Origin of the sequence: Phyllobacterium sp. (assembly GCF_037994425.1) — a bacterium.
GTDB lineage: Bacteria > Pseudomonadota > Alphaproteobacteria > Rhizobiales > Rhizobiaceae > Phyllobacterium.
This window is the reverse complement of sequence record NZ_JBBNAM010000051.1, coordinates 62,810-78,503: the sequence shown is the minus strand read 5'-3', so window position 1 is coordinate 78,503 and position 15,694 is coordinate 62,810. Positions and strand designations below refer to the sequence as shown.

The 15,694-nt window shown below is 58.4% G+C and carries 15 protein-coding genes, 1 tRNA gene and 1 pseudogene; 13 read left to right on the top strand and 4 right to left on the bottom strand.

From position 1 onward, the window contains the following. Positions 1-128, top strand: a pseudogene (locus tag AAAB35_RS03515) (porin); the annotation flags it as partial. A 112-nt stretch (positions 129-240) separates the two neighbouring features. Here AAAB35_RS03515 and AAAB35_RS03510 read toward each other — a convergent pair. Beyond that, complete coding sequence (locus AAAB35_RS03510) at positions 241-1,719, bottom strand: arylsulfatase (RefSeq protein ID WP_340666842.1); 1,479 nt, start codon at positions 1,717-1,719, stop codon at positions 241-243. A 397-nt stretch (positions 1,720-2,116) separates the two neighbouring features. Here AAAB35_RS03510 and AAAB35_RS03505 point away from each other — a divergent pair, with 397 nt between their 5' ends. Further along, the gene (locus tag AAAB35_RS03505) at positions 2,117-2,971 is read left to right on the top strand and encodes a universal stress protein (RefSeq protein ID WP_340666841.1); all 855 of its coding nucleotides are present in this window, start codon (positions 2,117-2,119) and stop codon (positions 2,969-2,971) included. 149 nt (positions 2,972-3,120) lie between these two features. Beyond that, positions 3,121-4,812: an aspartate-alanine antiporter gene (gene aspT / locus AAAB35_RS03500; protein ID WP_340666840.1), complete on the top strand. Its 1,692-nt coding sequence runs from the start codon at positions 3,121-3,123 to the stop codon at positions 4,810-4,812. A 402-nt stretch (positions 4,813-5,214) separates the two neighbouring features. Here aspT and AAAB35_RS03495 read toward each other — a convergent pair. Beyond that, positions 5,215-5,305 (bottom strand) — tRNA-Ser (locus AAAB35_RS03495). Between the two features lie 373 nt (positions 5,306-5,678). On the opposite strand from AAAB35_RS03495, the gene AAAB35_RS03490 reads away from it, so the two are divergent. The 3 genes from AAAB35_RS03490 to AAAB35_RS03480 all read left to right on the top strand — a co-directional run bounded on the left by AAAB35_RS03490 (position 5,679) and on the right by AAAB35_RS03480 (position 8,091). Further along, positions 5,679-6,002, top strand: a complete 324-nt coding sequence (locus tag AAAB35_RS03490) for a hypothetical protein (protein ID WP_340666839.1) — start codon at positions 5,679-5,681, stop codon at positions 6,000-6,002. A gap of 331 nt (positions 6,003-6,333) precedes the next feature. After that, complete coding sequence (locus tag AAAB35_RS03485; RefSeq protein WP_340666838.1) at positions 6,334-7,329, top strand: BMP family ABC transporter substrate-binding protein; 996 nt, start codon at positions 6,334-6,336, stop codon at positions 7,327-7,329. 90 nt (positions 7,330-7,419) lie between these two features. After that, positions 7,420-8,091 carry a LysE family transporter gene (locus AAAB35_RS03480; protein ID WP_340666837.1) on the top strand — a complete coding sequence of 224 codons (672 nt, stop codon included), beginning with the start codon at positions 7,420-7,422 and terminating at the stop codon, positions 8,089-8,091. Here the strand turns inward: AAAB35_RS03480 and AAAB35_RS03475 are convergent. Both AAAB35_RS03475 and AAAB35_RS03470 read right to left on the bottom strand, forming a co-directional pair. Continuing rightward, complete coding sequence (locus AAAB35_RS03475; RefSeq protein ID WP_340666836.1) at positions 8,074-8,529, bottom strand: GNAT family N-acetyltransferase; 456 nt, start codon at positions 8,527-8,529, stop codon at positions 8,074-8,076. The two genes, AAAB35_RS03480 and AAAB35_RS03475, sit on opposite strands and share 18 nt — an antisense overlap. 1 nt (position 8,530) lies before the next feature. Further along, positions 8,531-8,746, bottom strand: coding sequence for a SlyX family protein (locus AAAB35_RS03470; RefSeq protein WP_340666835.1), 216 nt, complete (start codon positions 8,744-8,746; stop codon positions 8,531-8,533). Positions 8,747-8,919: 173 nt separating this feature from the next. Here AAAB35_RS03470 and AAAB35_RS03465 point away from each other — a divergent pair, with 173 nt between their 5' ends. From AAAB35_RS03465 to deoA, 7 genes are read left to right on the top strand one after another with little or no spacing between them, the layout of a single operon-like run. Beyond that, positions 8,920-10,452, top strand: coding sequence for an ABC transporter ATP-binding protein (locus tag AAAB35_RS03465; protein ID WP_340666834.1), 1,533 nt, complete (start codon positions 8,920-8,922; stop codon positions 10,450-10,452). Continuing rightward, the gene (locus AAAB35_RS03460) at positions 10,449-11,000 is read left to right on the top strand and encodes a cysteine hydrolase family protein (protein WP_340666833.1); all 552 of its coding nucleotides are present in this window, start codon (positions 10,449-10,451) and stop codon (positions 10,998-11,000) included. The genes AAAB35_RS03465 and AAAB35_RS03460 overlap by 4 nt, the downstream gene beginning before the upstream one ends. Further along, entirely contained in the window at positions 10,997-12,142 is a 1,146-nt protein-coding gene (locus tag AAAB35_RS03455) for an ABC transporter permease (RefSeq protein WP_340666832.1), read from the top strand. The genes AAAB35_RS03460 and AAAB35_RS03455 overlap by 4 nt, the downstream gene beginning before the upstream one ends. Further along, positions 12,142-13,113 carry an ABC transporter permease gene (locus AAAB35_RS03450; protein ID WP_340666831.1) on the top strand — a complete coding sequence of 324 codons (972 nt, stop codon included), beginning with the start codon at positions 12,142-12,144 and terminating at the stop codon, positions 13,111-13,113. The genes AAAB35_RS03455 and AAAB35_RS03450 overlap by 1 nt, the downstream gene beginning before the upstream one ends. Beyond that, complete coding sequence (locus tag AAAB35_RS03445) at positions 13,110-13,523, top strand: cytidine deaminase (RefSeq protein ID WP_340666830.1); 414 nt, start codon at positions 13,110-13,112, stop codon at positions 13,521-13,523. Before AAAB35_RS03450 ends, AAAB35_RS03445 begins: the two co-directional genes overlap by 4 nt. A 40-nt stretch (positions 13,524-13,563) precedes the next feature. Further along, on the top strand, positions 13,564-14,364 hold the full coding sequence (locus AAAB35_RS03440) for a purine-nucleoside phosphorylase (protein ID WP_340666829.1): 801 nt from the start codon (positions 13,564-13,566) through the stop codon (positions 14,362-14,364). Positions 14,365-14,370: 6 nt separating this feature from the next. Further along, a complete protein-coding gene (gene deoA, locus AAAB35_RS03435; protein WP_340666846.1) occupies positions 14,371-15,684 on the top strand; it encodes a thymidine phosphorylase in 1,314 nt (437 codons plus the stop codon). The last annotated feature ends 10 nt before the right edge of the window (positions 15,685-15,694 follow it).

The window sequence follows — 15,694 nt, the reverse complement described above, 5'->3', positions numbered from 1 at the left end:
CGGGCTTCTTCATCAGGCCGGAAATCGACTACACCAAGTTTGGCGGCGACCGGAAGGAAGTGGCGGAGAGCGACTTCGGCGAGGATGACGCACTCGGCGGCATCATTCGCTTCCAGCGCAACTTCTAAGCTGCGATCGGAGCAACGAATCGGTACCGAAAAAGGCGGCCATCGACGATGTCCGCCTAGTGCCAAAGTGTCACCGCATCTCTGCATGCACAAGGCTTTCGACTGCGGGACGTTACTGCCCCAAGCCAATGTTTTTTGGCGGATATTTCTTGAATGTTGCCGCGTGCGCTTTCATCTCGGCGGCCATCGATGCAAGAAAAGCATTCATGCGATGGCCAACGGGGTACTGTTCCTTTGGATCGATGTAGAGATTGAAGAGCCACGGCGCGAGGCCGACATCACTGACGGTGGTCATGTCGATGTTTAGCCACTGGGCATGCTCCTCTACGACTTTGACATGAATCTTGTATTCGTACATGCGCATCGCCATGAAATTCTGCTCGTTCCAGATGTAACTTTTCTCGCGGTTGGAGTGGCCCTCGTCGTCAAGGAGAAATGATGTCTGGTCGATGCCATCGATGTAGCGATCAGTGGGTATCGTGCTCGATGCCCCGGCAAGACGCAGCGACGTGTTGAAGAGGTCCATGAGATCGAAGAGTTCATCGCTTTGGCGTCCAGGCTTTATCCTGCCCCGCCAATAGGCGATGCCTGGAACCCGAACGCCGCCTTCCCAGGCAGAGCCCTTCGCTCCTCGGAAGGGCGTATAGCCGGAGTCGGGCCAGCTATCGAGCTGCGGGCCGTTGTCTGACGTAATGAAGATAAACGTGTTGTCGAGCACGCCCGCGTCGTCGAGCGCCCTTACGATTTCGCCGATATAGGCATCAACTTCGACCACGTCGTCCTTGTAAGGATACTTGCTGGCGCTCTTGCCCTCGAATGCTTTGCTGGCAAAATTGTCGGCATGGACCTTCATGAAGGCATGTTCCAGAAAGAAGGGTTGCGTGCCTTGGGCGAGCTCCTTGATCTTGCCAACGCTGAACTCCTTGAGAAGTCTGTCGCCTTCAGCCATCTTTTCGATGCTGTCGATGATCTCTACGTCCTTCGTCTCGCCATTCTTGAAGCCATGCACGAGGGCGTTGCTGGATCCCGTTTGGCGAAGCATTGCAAGGCGCTCAGGATTGAGCACAAGGTCGGGGTAGCGCCGCTTGTCAACACCTTGGGTGATTTCCTTCTCCGCTTCATAGAACCCGTAGAATTCGTCGAAGCCAACGTCCTGTGGTCGCATACCCTCGCTCTCGCCAACATGCCACTTGCCCGACAGGACTGACTTGTAGCCCGCAGCGCCCAGAAGTTGAGGCAGTGAAATTTCGTCGGCCCAAGGATTCTTGGTGACCTTGTCGCCGGCAAGGATTGGCCTTGTGAGCCCCGTACGCACGGGCAGACGTCCTGTAAGGATGGCCGAGCGAGTAGGCGTGCATGTCGCTTGTGAATAGGTCGAGGTCAACTTCAAGCCTTCGCTCGCCAGCCGATCCATATTGGGTGTTGCGGCACCGACGACCGCACCGCCGCCGAACGCGCCCGGGTCGCCGTAGCCCATGTCGTCCACGACGAGCCAGACGATGTTGGGACGCTTTCCGGTCCTTGCAAAGAGTTCGTCAAGCTTCGCTTGCGCCGACTCATGTTCCTTTGCGTGGACAAGTGCAGGTTCCATGCTTTCGCTTGTGCGTTCCGCTTTGGTGAGGACTGATTGCCCCATTGCCAGAGTCGGAAGAGCCGCGAGCTGCCTGCAACAGGAGGGCGTAAAGCTGCTTCATGACCATTGAACTCCCTTTTGTTGCCGTGAAGGAGTGCTCAGTGGCGCACAACGAACGGTGCTAGGAAAGTACGTTACGGTAAAAGATGGCGGCGAACCGGATGCGCTGGTTCTTGACCCACGCGCCCAGTGATTGTTCAGGTGCGTGATACCCGTCTAGTGATCCTGACAGATTCTAGAAAATCCCAAAGCGCGCTATTCGCAGGGCGACGCCCATCATGAATTTTTGAAGAAATTGGCCCAAAATCAATATACTATCGGTACTTGATACGCGGGGCTGCCGGGGAGCGTCATCATGGAACATATTCTCGTGGCAATGGATGTCAGCGAGCTATCGGATCGAGCATTTGAAAGAGCGCTGCAACTGGCGCAGGCACATGACGCCAAACTGACCGTCATGCATGTCATAGATGATAAGAATGTAAACGACGACGATTCCGGCATGAAAGCGCGATTGATCGAAGAGGGGAAGATGGAGTTGCGGCGGCACTGGGCAAACTTGTCCCCGCCAGCGGCCGAGCGCATCAGTGTTATCGTCAAGATCGGTTCGGTTTGGAAGGATGTTCTGGCCGAGGTTGCAACCGGACAAGTCGATCTTATCGTGCTCGGCATGCACCATGCGACGACGAAAGACCGCTTTATAGGGACTAAAGCCGGAAATATTGTCCGCAACAGCCTCGTTCCGGTTCTGGTTGTGAAAGACAAACCTGCTGGCCCTTATCGCACGGTCGTTGCCGCGTCGGATTTCTCTCCCTCTTCGGAGCATGCGCTTAGCGGAGGACTTGAACTTGCACCACAAGCGGCTTTTTGCCTCCTGCATGTTTATCAAACACCGTTCTCGAGCCGTATCAAAGTGAATGCCGAGGAGTTGGCTGAATATGAGCGGCACTTGATCGAGAAATCCCAGCGCGAATCCAATGCGGCCACCGACGCATTTGTGAAAAAAAATGGAAACTTCACTGGGTCCATCACGCCAAGGCTCGAACGCGGCGAAATTGTCCCGGGCATTGATAAGATCGTGGGTGAACAGCACGCCGATTTACTTGTCATGGGTACCCATAGCCGCGGCGGGATCGTCGGCGGCATGATTGGCAGCTATGCGATCGGATTCCTCAATGCCCCGCCTTGCGACGTCAGGGTAACCCGATAAACGCGCCCCTTCGTCGCGCTACGGTTCGGCCCCGCCGCATGCGCGAAAATTCGCGGCTCTGGGATTAATGTCTAAACAAGAGGTATGCATTGCATTCGCCGTAGATGAGCAGATTGTAGCTGGAGTTGGGCTAGCATTGGGGGAAGCACATGACCTATTTCGTGCAGGCGCTGCAGAAAAATCCTGAGCTGGCAATCTTCCTTACGCTGGCAATTGGCTTCCTGATCGGCCGCCTGAAGTTTGGGAGCTTCAGTCTCGGCATTGTAGTGGGCACACTGTTCGCAGGAGTCTTGATCGGACAACTCGACATCAAAGTCCCACCAATCGTGAAGGTCATTTTCTTCGATCTCTTCCTCTTCACTACCGGCTACAAGGTAGGGCCGCAGTTCTTTCGAGGACTGAAAAAGGACGCAATCCCGCAGGTGCTGCTCACCGTGGTCCTTTGCTTTGCATGTCTGCTCACGGCATTCGCTTTCGCGAAGCTGCTGAACTACGACATCGGAACGGCAGCCGGGCTCCTCGCTGGCGCATTCTCCGAGTCGACAGTGATCGGCACCGCAGGCGAGGCCATTCAGCGCCTCCCGCTGTCCGATGCGGAGAGAAGCGCGCTGCTAAACAACATACCTGTCGCCTATGCGGTCACCTACCTGATCGGGACTGCCAGTCTCGTTTGGTACCTTCCCACCATCGGGCCCAAGTTGATGGGGATAAACCTGCGTGAAGAAGGTGCTCGCATGCAGGCTGCGCTGGCGGGTTCGTCGGAACTTGGCCCAGGCGTCGTCTCCGGGACCAAATTTTTCGACGTCCGAGCCTACCGCGTCACGAATCCCCTACTGGTGAACAAGACCCTGGCGGATATCGAGGCAATGCCCAAGGACACTCGGGTCTTCATTGCGCGAATTCGCCGCGGCACTGAGATTTTGGAGCCGCTACCCGACTTGGTCATCCGCGAGGATGATATTGTTGCGGTGATTGCGCGCCAGGAAATTCACGTGAGGCGAGGCGACATCATCGGTCCTGAAGTGGACGACAAGTCTCTTCTCGACGTCCCAATCGAAGTGCTGGATGTCGTGGTTACACAACGCTCTGTCGTAGGACTAGGGCTTGCTGACTTGGCCAAGCTGGAGTTTGCGCGCGGCGTGTTTCTTCGAAGGCTCACACGCGCCGGACATGAGATACCTATCGGCGCAATAACGCGGATTGATCGAGGCGACGTGATGTGCCTGATCGGAACCAAGCCGGAGGTTGAGAAGGCAGCCAAGGGAATTGGCTATGCGGACCGTCCGACAGATGCGACCGACATGGTTTTCGTCGGCACCGGTATCGTGCTCGGGGGGCTTGTGGGGCTGCTTTCGCTCACTGTCGCAGGTATTCCGCTCACACTTACCGCAAGTGGCGGGGCCTTGATTATGGGTTTGATCTTCGGTTGGCTTCGATCCGTATACCCATTTTTCGGTCGGATGCCGGAGCCGGCGATCTGGATTTTCGATACCGTAGGGTTGTGTCTCTTTATCGGGGTGGTCGGCTTGAGCGCCGGACCCAGCTTCTTCTCTGGACTTCAAAATACCGGATTGAGCCTCGTTGCCGTAGGTCTGGTGTCAGCATTATTGCCACACACCATCGGCATCCTGTTCGGCCGCTATGTATTGAGGATGAATCCGCTGATCGTTCTTGGCGCCTGCGCCGGTGCCGGGACGATTACGGCTGCACTTCGTGCCATTCAAGACGAGTCTAAAAGCAGCGTTCCCGCGCTGGGCTACACAGTTCCGTATGCCGTTGGAAATATTCTGCTTACGGCATGGGGACCGGTGCTAGTAGCCATGATGACGATTGGGACATGAATTCGTATGGGGGGTAGGTTGGCGTGGGCACCGTGGCCAACGACATGGTCGCCTTCGCTGCTGCTCAGTTGAGGATGGCGACGCCGCCAGTGAGAGTGGCAACTACGTCAGGGCGGCGAACATGTCCCGCCTTGCTGCCGACCAGGGCGACGCGATCGGCCAATTCAACCCGGCCCCATGTACGATAAGGGCCTAGGCGTCCCGCAGAACTACACAGAGGCTGGGAATTGGTATGCCTCTCTGCCAACCAAGGCGAGGCCAGCACCAAGGTGCCCGAGCAAAAGGCTGCGGATGGCAGCGCAAAACGGCGAACAGCGTATCCGCTAGGTGCGGGAAAAAGTGCGAGGGGAAACGATGATGAGGTATAAAGCTATTAATATTCAATCAGTTGACAAGATATAATGGCGGAGAGAGCGGGATTCGAACCCGCGTTACGCTTTTGACGTAAACACACTTTCCAGGCGTGCGCCTTCAACCACTCGGCCACCTCTCCGTCCAACGTCCGGCGTCTGGCCGGGCGAGTTGATCGTATCGGCCGGAAACACCGGCCGCGAGCACCGTCAACCATCGGTCACTCTTTATTTTGAAACGCACGCAACACCTGTCGATGGTTAGTCGGCAGCGACCCCGTGCGGCGCGCAATATAGTCAGAACAGGCACTTGTTCAACACCTATTTCAATATTATCGCGCTTTGCCGCAGTTTCTCGAAATTGCTCCTGAATTTGCTGGGAATTTTCGCGAAAATTTCATCATCCGCCGTCAAAATGCCGGTAAGATTGCATTCATTCATGCTGTTCGCGGGCGTGTGGCGGTGTTTTTTGGTCATGCTCATTTCGCGACAAGGCGTAAATTCCGGAGTGGTTGAGTGGTACGCGCGTTTATAAGGCTTCTTGCCTATATTGCCCTGAGCCTGGCGATTATCGCCGCTGTCCTGGACGCTGCCCGCTCAGTCGGCGCGTCACATCTGGTCATGACGTCGTTGCGTGACAGTTGGCAGTCACTTTCGCCCGCCTCGCTCGCCCTTGCCGAAAACTACATCAGATCGCACGTCTACTCACTCCTCTGGGATCCCTTGATGCTCTGGATCTTCGAAACGCCGACCTTCATCGTGTTCGCGGCTCTTGCCTTCGTGCTGTACGCGCTCGGCTACCGGCGGGAGCAAAGGGTCGGACGCTTCGCCGCGCGCTGATTGCTGTGTCAGCTTTTCGACTCTCGTCATCGTATGCGCTGGCGCTATGGTTGAAGACTGCGGTTAGCAATATCTCACCCAATTCCGCCTGGCTATCGAGGGCCATCCGGTGCCGACATCTCCCGCTCGTCTCCCCGTGCAGATCTGATCTAACAGACTGACTTCACAGGATATTTGCGCAATATTTGACCGGCCAGCAAAATTCCGCGTGAATTTTGCCTGCGGGCATGCAAGATTGATTTTGGGCGGGAGCTATCCTGGGTTGCCGCCACGATTTCAAGGGTTAAACGACAGGTTGATCCTTTCAACAAAATCCAGAGGGTTGGTTCAAATGAAGCGCATTGTTCTTGGTCTCATGGCCGCCGCAGCATTGTCCGTCTCGGCCTTTGCTGCCGATGACAAGCCGGCGGTGATCTATGATTTGGGCGGCAAGTTCGACAAATCATTCAACGAAGCCGCGTTCAACGGTGCCGAGAAGTACAAGGCTGACTCCGGCGTGAAATATCGCGAGTTCGAAATCCAGAATGAGGCGCAGCGCGAGCAGGCCCTGCGCAAGTTCGCGTCGGACGGCAATTCACCGATCGTCATCGCCGGGTTCTCGGCTGCTGCCGCGATCGAAAAGGTTGCGACCGAGTTTCCGGACACCAAATTCGTCATTATCGATGCGGTCGTGGAAAAGCCGAACGTGCGCTCTGTGGTCTTCAACGACAATGAGGGCTCCTACCTCGTCGGCGTGATCGCCGCCAAGGCATCGAAGACGGGCACGGTCAGCTTCATCGGTGGCATGGACGTTCCGCTTATCCGCAACTTTGCGTGCGGCTATGTCGGCGGCGTCAAGGCTACCAATCCGGAAGCCAAGGTGATCCAGAATATGACAGGTGACACCCCTGCGGCCTGGAACGATCCAGCCAAGGGCGGCGAAATCGCCAAGTCGCAGATGGATCAGGGTTCGGACGTTGTCTTCGCTGCCGCCGGCGGTACCGGTATCGGTGTCTTGCAGGCTGCTGCCGACGCCGACAAGCTCGGTATCGGTGTCGATTCCAACCAGAACGGTTTGCACCCGGGCAAGGTTCTCACGTCCATGATGAAACGCGTTGACGTTGCGACCTATAACGCGTTCAAGGACGGCGCCGATGGCAAGTTTACCGCCGGCGTCAATGTGCTCGGTGTCAAGGAAGCCGGCGTCGACTATGCGGCTGACGAAAACAACGCCAAGCTTCTGACCGACGACATCAAGAAGGCGGTCGAGTCGGCAAAGGCTGATATCATTTCCGGCAAGATCAAGGTCCATAACTACAACACGGACAATGCCTGCCCCTATAAGTAAGCGCTGGCGCTTCATCGCTCTGGAAGCCGCCGATGGTGACATCTGGCGGCTTCGTCGTTAAGAGTAGCCCCTTAAGACCAAAGGACCGCCATGACTGCCCTTGCCGTCCTCCTCAGCATACTAGCGGCCATTGCGATTGGCGCCATGAGCCCCGGCCCGAGTTTCGTACTTGTCTCCCGCATCTCGGTCGCCGCATCGCGGAGCCATGGCCTCGCTTCGGCACTTGGAATGGGCGTCGGCGGCGCATTCTTTGCTGCGCTCGCCGTCCTTGGGCTAACCGCGCTCCTGCTCAAATTTGAATGGCTCTATTTCGTATTGAAGCTTCTCGGCGGTGCCTACCTCGTCTATCTCGCGATCATGATCTGGCGCGGCGCGTCCAAACCGCTGGTGGCTTCCAATGGAAGTGGGGAAGGCAGGGGCCTTTCCGTGCCGCGGGCTTTTCTCGTTGGCCTATTGACTCAACTCAGCAATCCGAAAACGTCGATTGTCTACGCAAGTATCTTTGCGGCGCTGATGCCGCCATCGCCGCCACTTTGGCTGCTTCTCGCCCTGCCGCCTATGCTTTTTTGCGTGGAGGCCGGTTGGTACACGATTGTTGCGCTGGCGTTTTCGGGTTCGCGGGCGCGCAATGTCTATATGCGCCTCAAACTATGGATCGATCGCGGCGCCGGCGCCGTCATGGGCGCGCTTGGCGATGAAGCTGATGGGAGAAGCAATAAAATCAAAGTTTTGAGGAAAGCGACTCTAGAGCCTACGCGATAGGATGGTGTAGCCAGCATCCTCGCCGGTGAGCGCTTCGTAGGGCTGCCAGCCAAAGCGCAAATAATAATCGCCCTTCTCTGTGTAGAGAAAAAGCTCGCGATGGCCGAGCGATCGGGCTGTTTCCTCGGTGGCGGCGATCAGCGCGCCGCCCAGGCTCTTGCCGCGTTGCTCTGGAACGACATAGAGGCTGGCCAGCCACGGCTGCAGATGTGGATGGGTTTCGAGGTCGTTATCGATCAAGAGAGCCAGACCAGACGGCACGCCGGACACAAAACCGACCAGGCCTTTTTGCCGGCTGGAAGGTTCGAGGAAACCGCGCAAATCGTCTATCGTTCGCTCCAGCGTGCGTCCCGCTGACTTTCCCCATTCGTCATAGTTCCAACGTGCGCAGACGCTGACGAGGCCGGGATGTTTCTCAAGTGGTTCAACAGCAATCACTTCAATAATGCGGCGGCTTGGTGACCGGAATATCCGGCGCCGTCTGTTCTTCAAGAACGAGAAACCGGTCGGCGAGCGCCTCGAGCTTGTGACGCATGGCTTCGATGGTCTTCCACTGCTCGGCGATTTGGGCCGAGAGTTCCTCGATGGTCTTATCCTGCTCGGTCACGATAATCTCGAGGCGGGTCAAGCGGTCTGGCCCATCTTCCGTCGTCATTGCTCGTCTCCCCATTGCCGTGCGGTTGCTTTCTAAGCGGTGACCGAACCCGGTGCAAGGCTCGCCACCCGATGCCTGTTGAATCTTGCGTTTCTTGACTGGAAAGAAAAAAATCCCGTGTTAGGGTCGAAACGCGAAAAGACGATATAAGCTGCACAACAGCGGATGGGGATATGGCCGAGCCGGCAATCGAACTTGTTGGAATTGACAAGCGCTTTGGCGCGGTTCACGCCAATCGTGACATCCATATGCGCGTCGAAAAAGGCACAATCCACGGCATTATCGGCGAGAACGGCGCAGGCAAATCGACGCTGATGTCGATACTCTATGGCTTCTATCAGGCTGATAGCGGCGAGATACGCATCAACGGCGCGCCGGTCAAAATACCGGATCCGAATGCGGCCATCGCGCTGGGAATCGGCATGGTGCATCAGCACTTCATGCTCATCGAGAATTTTACGGTCCTTGAGAATGTCATGCTCGGCGTCGAGGGTGCCCCGCTCCTGAAGAACGGCATTGCCAAGGCTAGGGCCGAACTGAAGCGGCTCGAACGCGAGTATCAGCTCGATGTCGATCCGGACGCCCTTATCGAGGAACTCCCTGTCGGCCTGCAGCAGCGGGTGGAAATCCTGAAAGCCCTTTATCGTGGGGCCGAGATCCTCGTTCTTGACGAGCCGACGGGCGTGCTGACGCCCGCCGAAGCAGATCATCTCTTTCGCATCCTCGAGCAATTGAAGGATCAGGGCAAGACCATCGTGCTCATCACGCACAAGCTGCGCGAGATCATGGCGGTGACTGACAATGTTTCCGTCATGCGCCAAGGTTCGGTCGTTGCTACCCGCAAGACCGACGAAACCACGGTGGAGGAACTCGCCGAACTGATGGTCGGCCGCCGGGTCCTTTTGCGGGTGCAGAAGGGCGAGGGAAGGCCGGGCGAAATCAAGCTTTCGGTCGAGCACCTCACTGTGCGTGACAGCCGCGGCGTGGTGATGGTGGACGATGCATCCTTTACCGTGCGCGCCGGCGAGATCGTCGGTATTGCAGGGGTTGCCGGTAATGGTCAGTCGCAGCTCATCGAAACCATCGCCGGCATCCGCACGGCCGTTTCGGGCCGCGTGCTCCTCGACGGCCAGGTCATCGATATCACAGGGGCTGCCGATCCCGGTGAACTGCGGGATCGCGGACTTGCCCACGTGCCGGAGGACCGGCACCACATGGGCCTCGTTCTCGCCTTCGAAGAGTATGAGAACTCGATCCTCGGCTATCATGACGACCCGCTATATCTGAGAGGGCCGTTCCTCGATATCGAGGCCATTGAGGCCGACGCTCGCAAGAAAATCGAGAAATACGATATCCGTCCGGGTGATCCGCGCCTCAAGACCGCGAATTTCTCCGGCGGCAATCAGCAGAAGATCGTGCTGGCGCGTGAAATGGAACGTGACCCCGGCGTGCTCATCATCGGCCAGCCGACGCGTGGTGTCGACGTCGGTGCCATCGAATTCATCCACAAGCGCATCATCGAGATGCGTGACGCTGGCAAGGCCGTGCTTCTCGTTTCCGTGGAACTCGACGAGATACGCTCCTTGTCGGATCGCATTCTCGTCATGTTCGCCGGCCGCATCGTCGGTGAAAGAGATTCGGATGCGAGCGAAGGCGAGCTTGGTTTGCTGATGGCCGGCGTCGAGCAGAAGGAAGCAGCGGAATGACGACGCAGGCGCTCATCATCATTGATGTCCAAAAGGCAATCGATGATCCGAAATGGGGCAGGCGCGGTCAGGCCGGGGCCGAGGCGGCGATCGCGCGGTTGCTGGGGGCATGGCGCGAAAGGCGACTGCCAGTCATCCACATCCGCCACGATTCCACCGATCCGCGTTCGCCCTACCGGCCGGGAGGCGAGGGCAATGCGTTCAAGCCCGAGGTCGAACCGCAAATGGGCGAGCCCATTATCGACAAGCGCACCAATAATGCCTTCATTGGAACGGATTTGATGGATGTGCTGGATGAGTTGCAGGTACGCAGCCTTGTAGTCAGCGGCGTGCTTCTCGAAAACTCAGTCGACGCAACGGTGCGCATGGCGGCCAATCTTGGATTTGAGGTGACTATCCCCGAGGACGCGGTCGCGAGCATCGATCGCAAGGATCGTCGCGGCAAGTCGTGGAGCGCAGAGGACGTGCACGCCCTAATTCTCGCGGTGCTCGACGGCGAGTATGCTCGTATCTCAACTTCTGACGCGATCATCGAGACTTTGCCATGAGCCAGCCCTTCGCCAAACTGCCCGCCTGGGCCGATTACGGGCTCTTGCCGCTCATCAACCTCTTCGTCGCCTTCCTGGTGGCTGGACTCGTTGTGCTCCTCGTCGGCGAAAGCCCCATTGATGCCGCCGTTCTGATGATCAAGGGCGCATTCGGCTCAGGCGACGGCGTCGGATATACGCTCTATTACGCGACGAACTTCATCTTTACCGGGCTCTGCGTCGCGGTCGCATTTCACTGCGGCCTTTTCAACATTGGCGGCGAGGGCCAGGCCTATATTGGCGGACTCGGCGTCACCCTGGTGGGGCTTGGGCTCGGCAATGTCCTGCCGTGGTGGCTGGCTTTCCCACTGGCAATCCTTGCTTCAGCACTAGTTGGGGCGCTCTGGGCCTTGATCCCGGCATGGCTGCAGGCGAAGCGGGGGTCTCATGTTGTCATCACGACGATCATGTTCAATTTCATTGCGGCCAGCATCATGGTCTACCTGCTGGTCGGCGTTCTCAAGCCGCGTGGCAGCCAGGCGCCGGAAACCCGCGTCTTCGGTGACGGAGGGCAGTTGCCGGGTCTTGGCTGGCTGCTGAATGTCGTCGGGCTCAACATGCGCTCGGCCCCGCTCAATATCAGTTTTCTCCTGGCGCTTCTGGCCGCCTTCCTGGTGTGGCTGCTGATCTGGCGCACCAAGCTCGGCTATGAAATCCGCACCATGGGTTTCAGCCCGAAGGCTGCGCGCTATGCCGGCATCAGCGAGCTACGCATCATCATTATCACGATGATGATTTCGGGCGCGCTTGCCGGGATGATGGCGCTCAACCCGATCATGGGGGCCCAGCATCGCATGCAGTTGGATTTCGTTGCCGGGGCAGGTTTCGTTGGTATCGCTGTCGCCCTGATGGGACGATCGCATCCCGCTGGCATCGTGCTCGCCGCGATCCTGTTCGGCATGCTCTACCAGGGCGGCGCTGAAATCGCCTTCGACATGCCCAATATCTCGCGCGACATGATCGTCATCATTCAGGGTCTGGTCATTCTTTTTGCCGGTGCGCTTGAACATATGTTCCGCCCGTCGCTGCAGCGCATATTTCAGCGCGTCGGACGGGCGAAGCGTGAGACAATACCAGCGGTCGCAGCCGGTGGAGGCCAATAATGGATTTCCTGATCACCATTCTGCAATTGTTCGATTCGACCATCCGGCTCTCTGTGCCGCTGCTCCTCGCCTGCCTGGCCGGTCTATATTCGGAACGTTCGGGTATCTTCGATATCGGCCTTGAAGGGAAGATGCTCGCTGGCGCGTTCGCCGCTGGAACGGCAGCCACCTGGTATGGGTCCGCCTATGCCGGGCTTCTCGCCGCCGTTCTGGTATCAGTAGCGCTCGGCCTTGTGCATGGTTTCGCCTCCATCACGCACCGCGGCAACCAGATTGTCTCCGGCGTTGCGATCAATTTCATCGCGGCGGGAACCACGGTCATTCTCGGGCAGGCCTGGTTCAGCCAGGGCGGCCGGACGCCGTCGCTGCCTAATACGGCACGCTTCAACCCGATCAATCTTCCGGGCGCAGAGGCGATGCGCAGTGTGCCGATCATCGGCCCGATTTATTATGAACTGATCTCCGGCCATTCGATTCTCGTCTATCTCGCCTTCCTGCTGGTGCCATTCACCTGGTGGGTGCTTTATCGCACCCGTTTCGGCCTGCGTCTCCGCGCCGTGGGTGAAAACCCCGCCGCGGTCGATACGGCGGGGGTGTCGGTGCCTTGGCTGCGGTATCGCGCTGTCATCTGCTGCGGCATCCTGTGCGGAGTTGCCGGCGCCTATCTTGCGACCGCACAGGGCGCTGGCTTCGTCAAGGATATGACTGCGGGCAAGGGCTACATCGCACTTGCGGCCTTGATCTTCGCCAAATGGCGTCCGGTGCAGGCGATGTTTGCATGCCTGCTCTTCGGGTTTCTTGACGCGGTCGCCATCCGTATGCAGGGCCACCCGCTGCCGTTGATCGGCGAAGTGCCCGTGCAACTGATGCAGGCGCTTCCCTATATCCTCACCATCGTGCTGCTCGCCGGGTTTATCGGTAAGGCGATCCCGCCCAAGGCCGGTGGTGTCGCCTATGTGAAAGAAAGATGATGACAAAGAGCAAGGATTTGTTCGACGCGGCCTATGCCGCGATGCAGAAGACACATTCGCCCTATTCGCAATTTCCTGTCGGCGCGGCGATCCGCACCAGCGATGGGCGCATCTATTCGGGGTGCAACATCGAAGTCGTCTCCTACCCGGAGGGCTGGTGCGCCGAAACCACAGCACTTTCACACTTTGTCATGGGCGGTGGAGGCACGATTACCGAGATTGCCGTTGTCGCCGAAAAGAAGGCGAAATGCACACCTTGTGGCGGCTGCCGCCAGCGTCTGGCGGAATTCGCCGGTCCGGATGCGTTGCTGCATCTTTGCGACAATGAGGGGATCGTCGAAACGCTGACCATGAAAGAGATTTTCCCCTACGGCTTCGAGGCGGAAGTCCTGGGAGGGCCGAAGGGATGAGTGTAACCCGTGGCCTTTCTCAACAATCTGAAGGTGCCGTATGATTGCTCCCGCAACCGGCGCTCTCATCAATAAGCTCAACGGCCTTGTGCCACGGGTTGCGCTCGTTCTGGGATCCGGCCTCGGCTCGATGGTAGACGCGGTGGAAAATGCAATCCGCATCCCCTATGCCGACCTGCCCGGTTTCCCGCATAGCGGTGTGTCCGGCCACGCCGGAGAGGTCGTTGCGGGCTACCTTTCGGGCAAGCCCGTGCTGATGCTTGCGGGTCGTGCGCATTACTACGAAAAGGGCGATGCCTCGGTCATGCGCCCGGTCGTCGCGGCCCTCGCGGACCTTGGCGTCGAGATGTTGATTCTCACCAATGCCGCGGGTTCGGTGCGCCACGATATTGCTCCCGGCAGCGTCATGCTCATCGATGATCATATCAACTATTCCGGCCTCAATCCCTTGATCGGCGAGCCTTCCGACCGCCGCTTCGTCGGCATGACCGCCGCCTACGACCAGAAGCTCAAGGACGCCCTCCTCCTCGCCGCAAGCGAGGCGGGGGAGAAGCTTGCATCGGGTGTTTATATGTGGTTTTCGGGTCCGTCATTTGAAACGCCGGCGGAAATTCGGATGGCACGCACGCTCGGCGCCGACGCGGTGGGCATGTCGACCGTCCCCGAAGTCATCCTTGCGCGCTTCTTCGGTCTGCGCGTAGCGGCCTGCTCGGTCATCACGAATTATGGTGCGGGCATGACGGGTGCTGAACTGTCCCACGAGGAAACCAAGGACGTTGCGCCGATGGGCGGCGCGCGGCTGCAGAAGATTATCCGTGTGCTGATCCGGGAGATTGGCTGACCCATGTTGCTGCCTCAGGAAATCATTCGCCGCAAGCGTGATGGCGAAACACTCGATGCGGCTGATATAACCGCCTTCGTCAACGCGATGAGTTCGGGTTCGATCACCGAGGGCCAGGTCGCCGCCTTCGCTATGGCGGTGTTCTTCAAGGGGATGAAGCGCGACGAAGCCGTGGCACTGACGCTTGCCATGCGCGATTCCGGCGATATTCTCGATTGGTCCGATCTACCGGGTCCCGCCGTCGATAAGCATTCGACTGGGGGCGTGGGCGACAATGTTTCATTGATGCTGGCGCCGATCGCCGCCGCCTGCGGGGCCTATGTGCCGATGATATCCGGCCGCGGCCTCGGCCATACCGGGGGCACCCTCGACAAGATGGACGCGATCCCCGGTTATCGGAGCCAGCCGGACAATGCCTTGTTCCGCAGAGTGGTACACAGCGTCGGCTGTGCCATCATCGGTCAGACTGCAAATCTTGCTCCCGCCGACAAGCGTCTCTATTCCATCCGCGATGTGACCGCGACTGTCGAATCGATCCCCCTTATCACCGCCTCGATCCTGTCCAAGAAATTGTCCGCGGGACTCAACGCGCTCGTGCTCGACGTCAAGGCGGGCAATGGCGCGTTCATGGCAAAGACGCGCGACGCGGTAGCCCTTGCCGAAAGCATCGTTGGGGTGGCGCAAGGCGCTGGCCTCATGACAACGGCGCTGCTCACTGACATGAACGAGCCGCTGGCGCTGGCGGCTGGCAACGCCGTTGAAGTTAAGATTGCCGTTGATTTCCTGACCGGAGACAAGCGCGACAGCCGGCTTGAAGAGGTCACGCTCGCTCTTGCCGCCGAAATGCTGGTTTCGGGCAAGCTCGCGACGAACCATAAACAGGCCATGGAGAAGGCGCATGAGGCGCTTTACAGCGGCAAGGCGGCGGAGATTTTCGGACGCATGGTTGCTGCGCTCGGCGGTCCGACCGATTTCCTTGCCCGTGCGGGTCAATATTTGCCGCTGGCTCCGGTCACTCATGAAGTGAAAGCTCCGGTATCCGGCTTTGTATCGTCCATCGATACCCGGGGTATCGGTGTTGCCGTCGTGTCCCTGGGTGGAGGACGCATCCGACCCCAGGATCCGATTGACCATGCCGTCGGTATTACAGCGCTGCAGCCGGTCGGCGCCAGAATGGAAGCGGGCGAGCCCGTAGCGTTGGTTCACGCTCGTGGCCATGATGACGCGGCGGCGGGCGTGCGCGCGATCGAACTGGCCTATGCCTATTCTGAACGCAAGCCGCGCACGGTCAGCCCAGTCTTGCGGCGCGTAGGCGGCTAAGTCGTTCTTC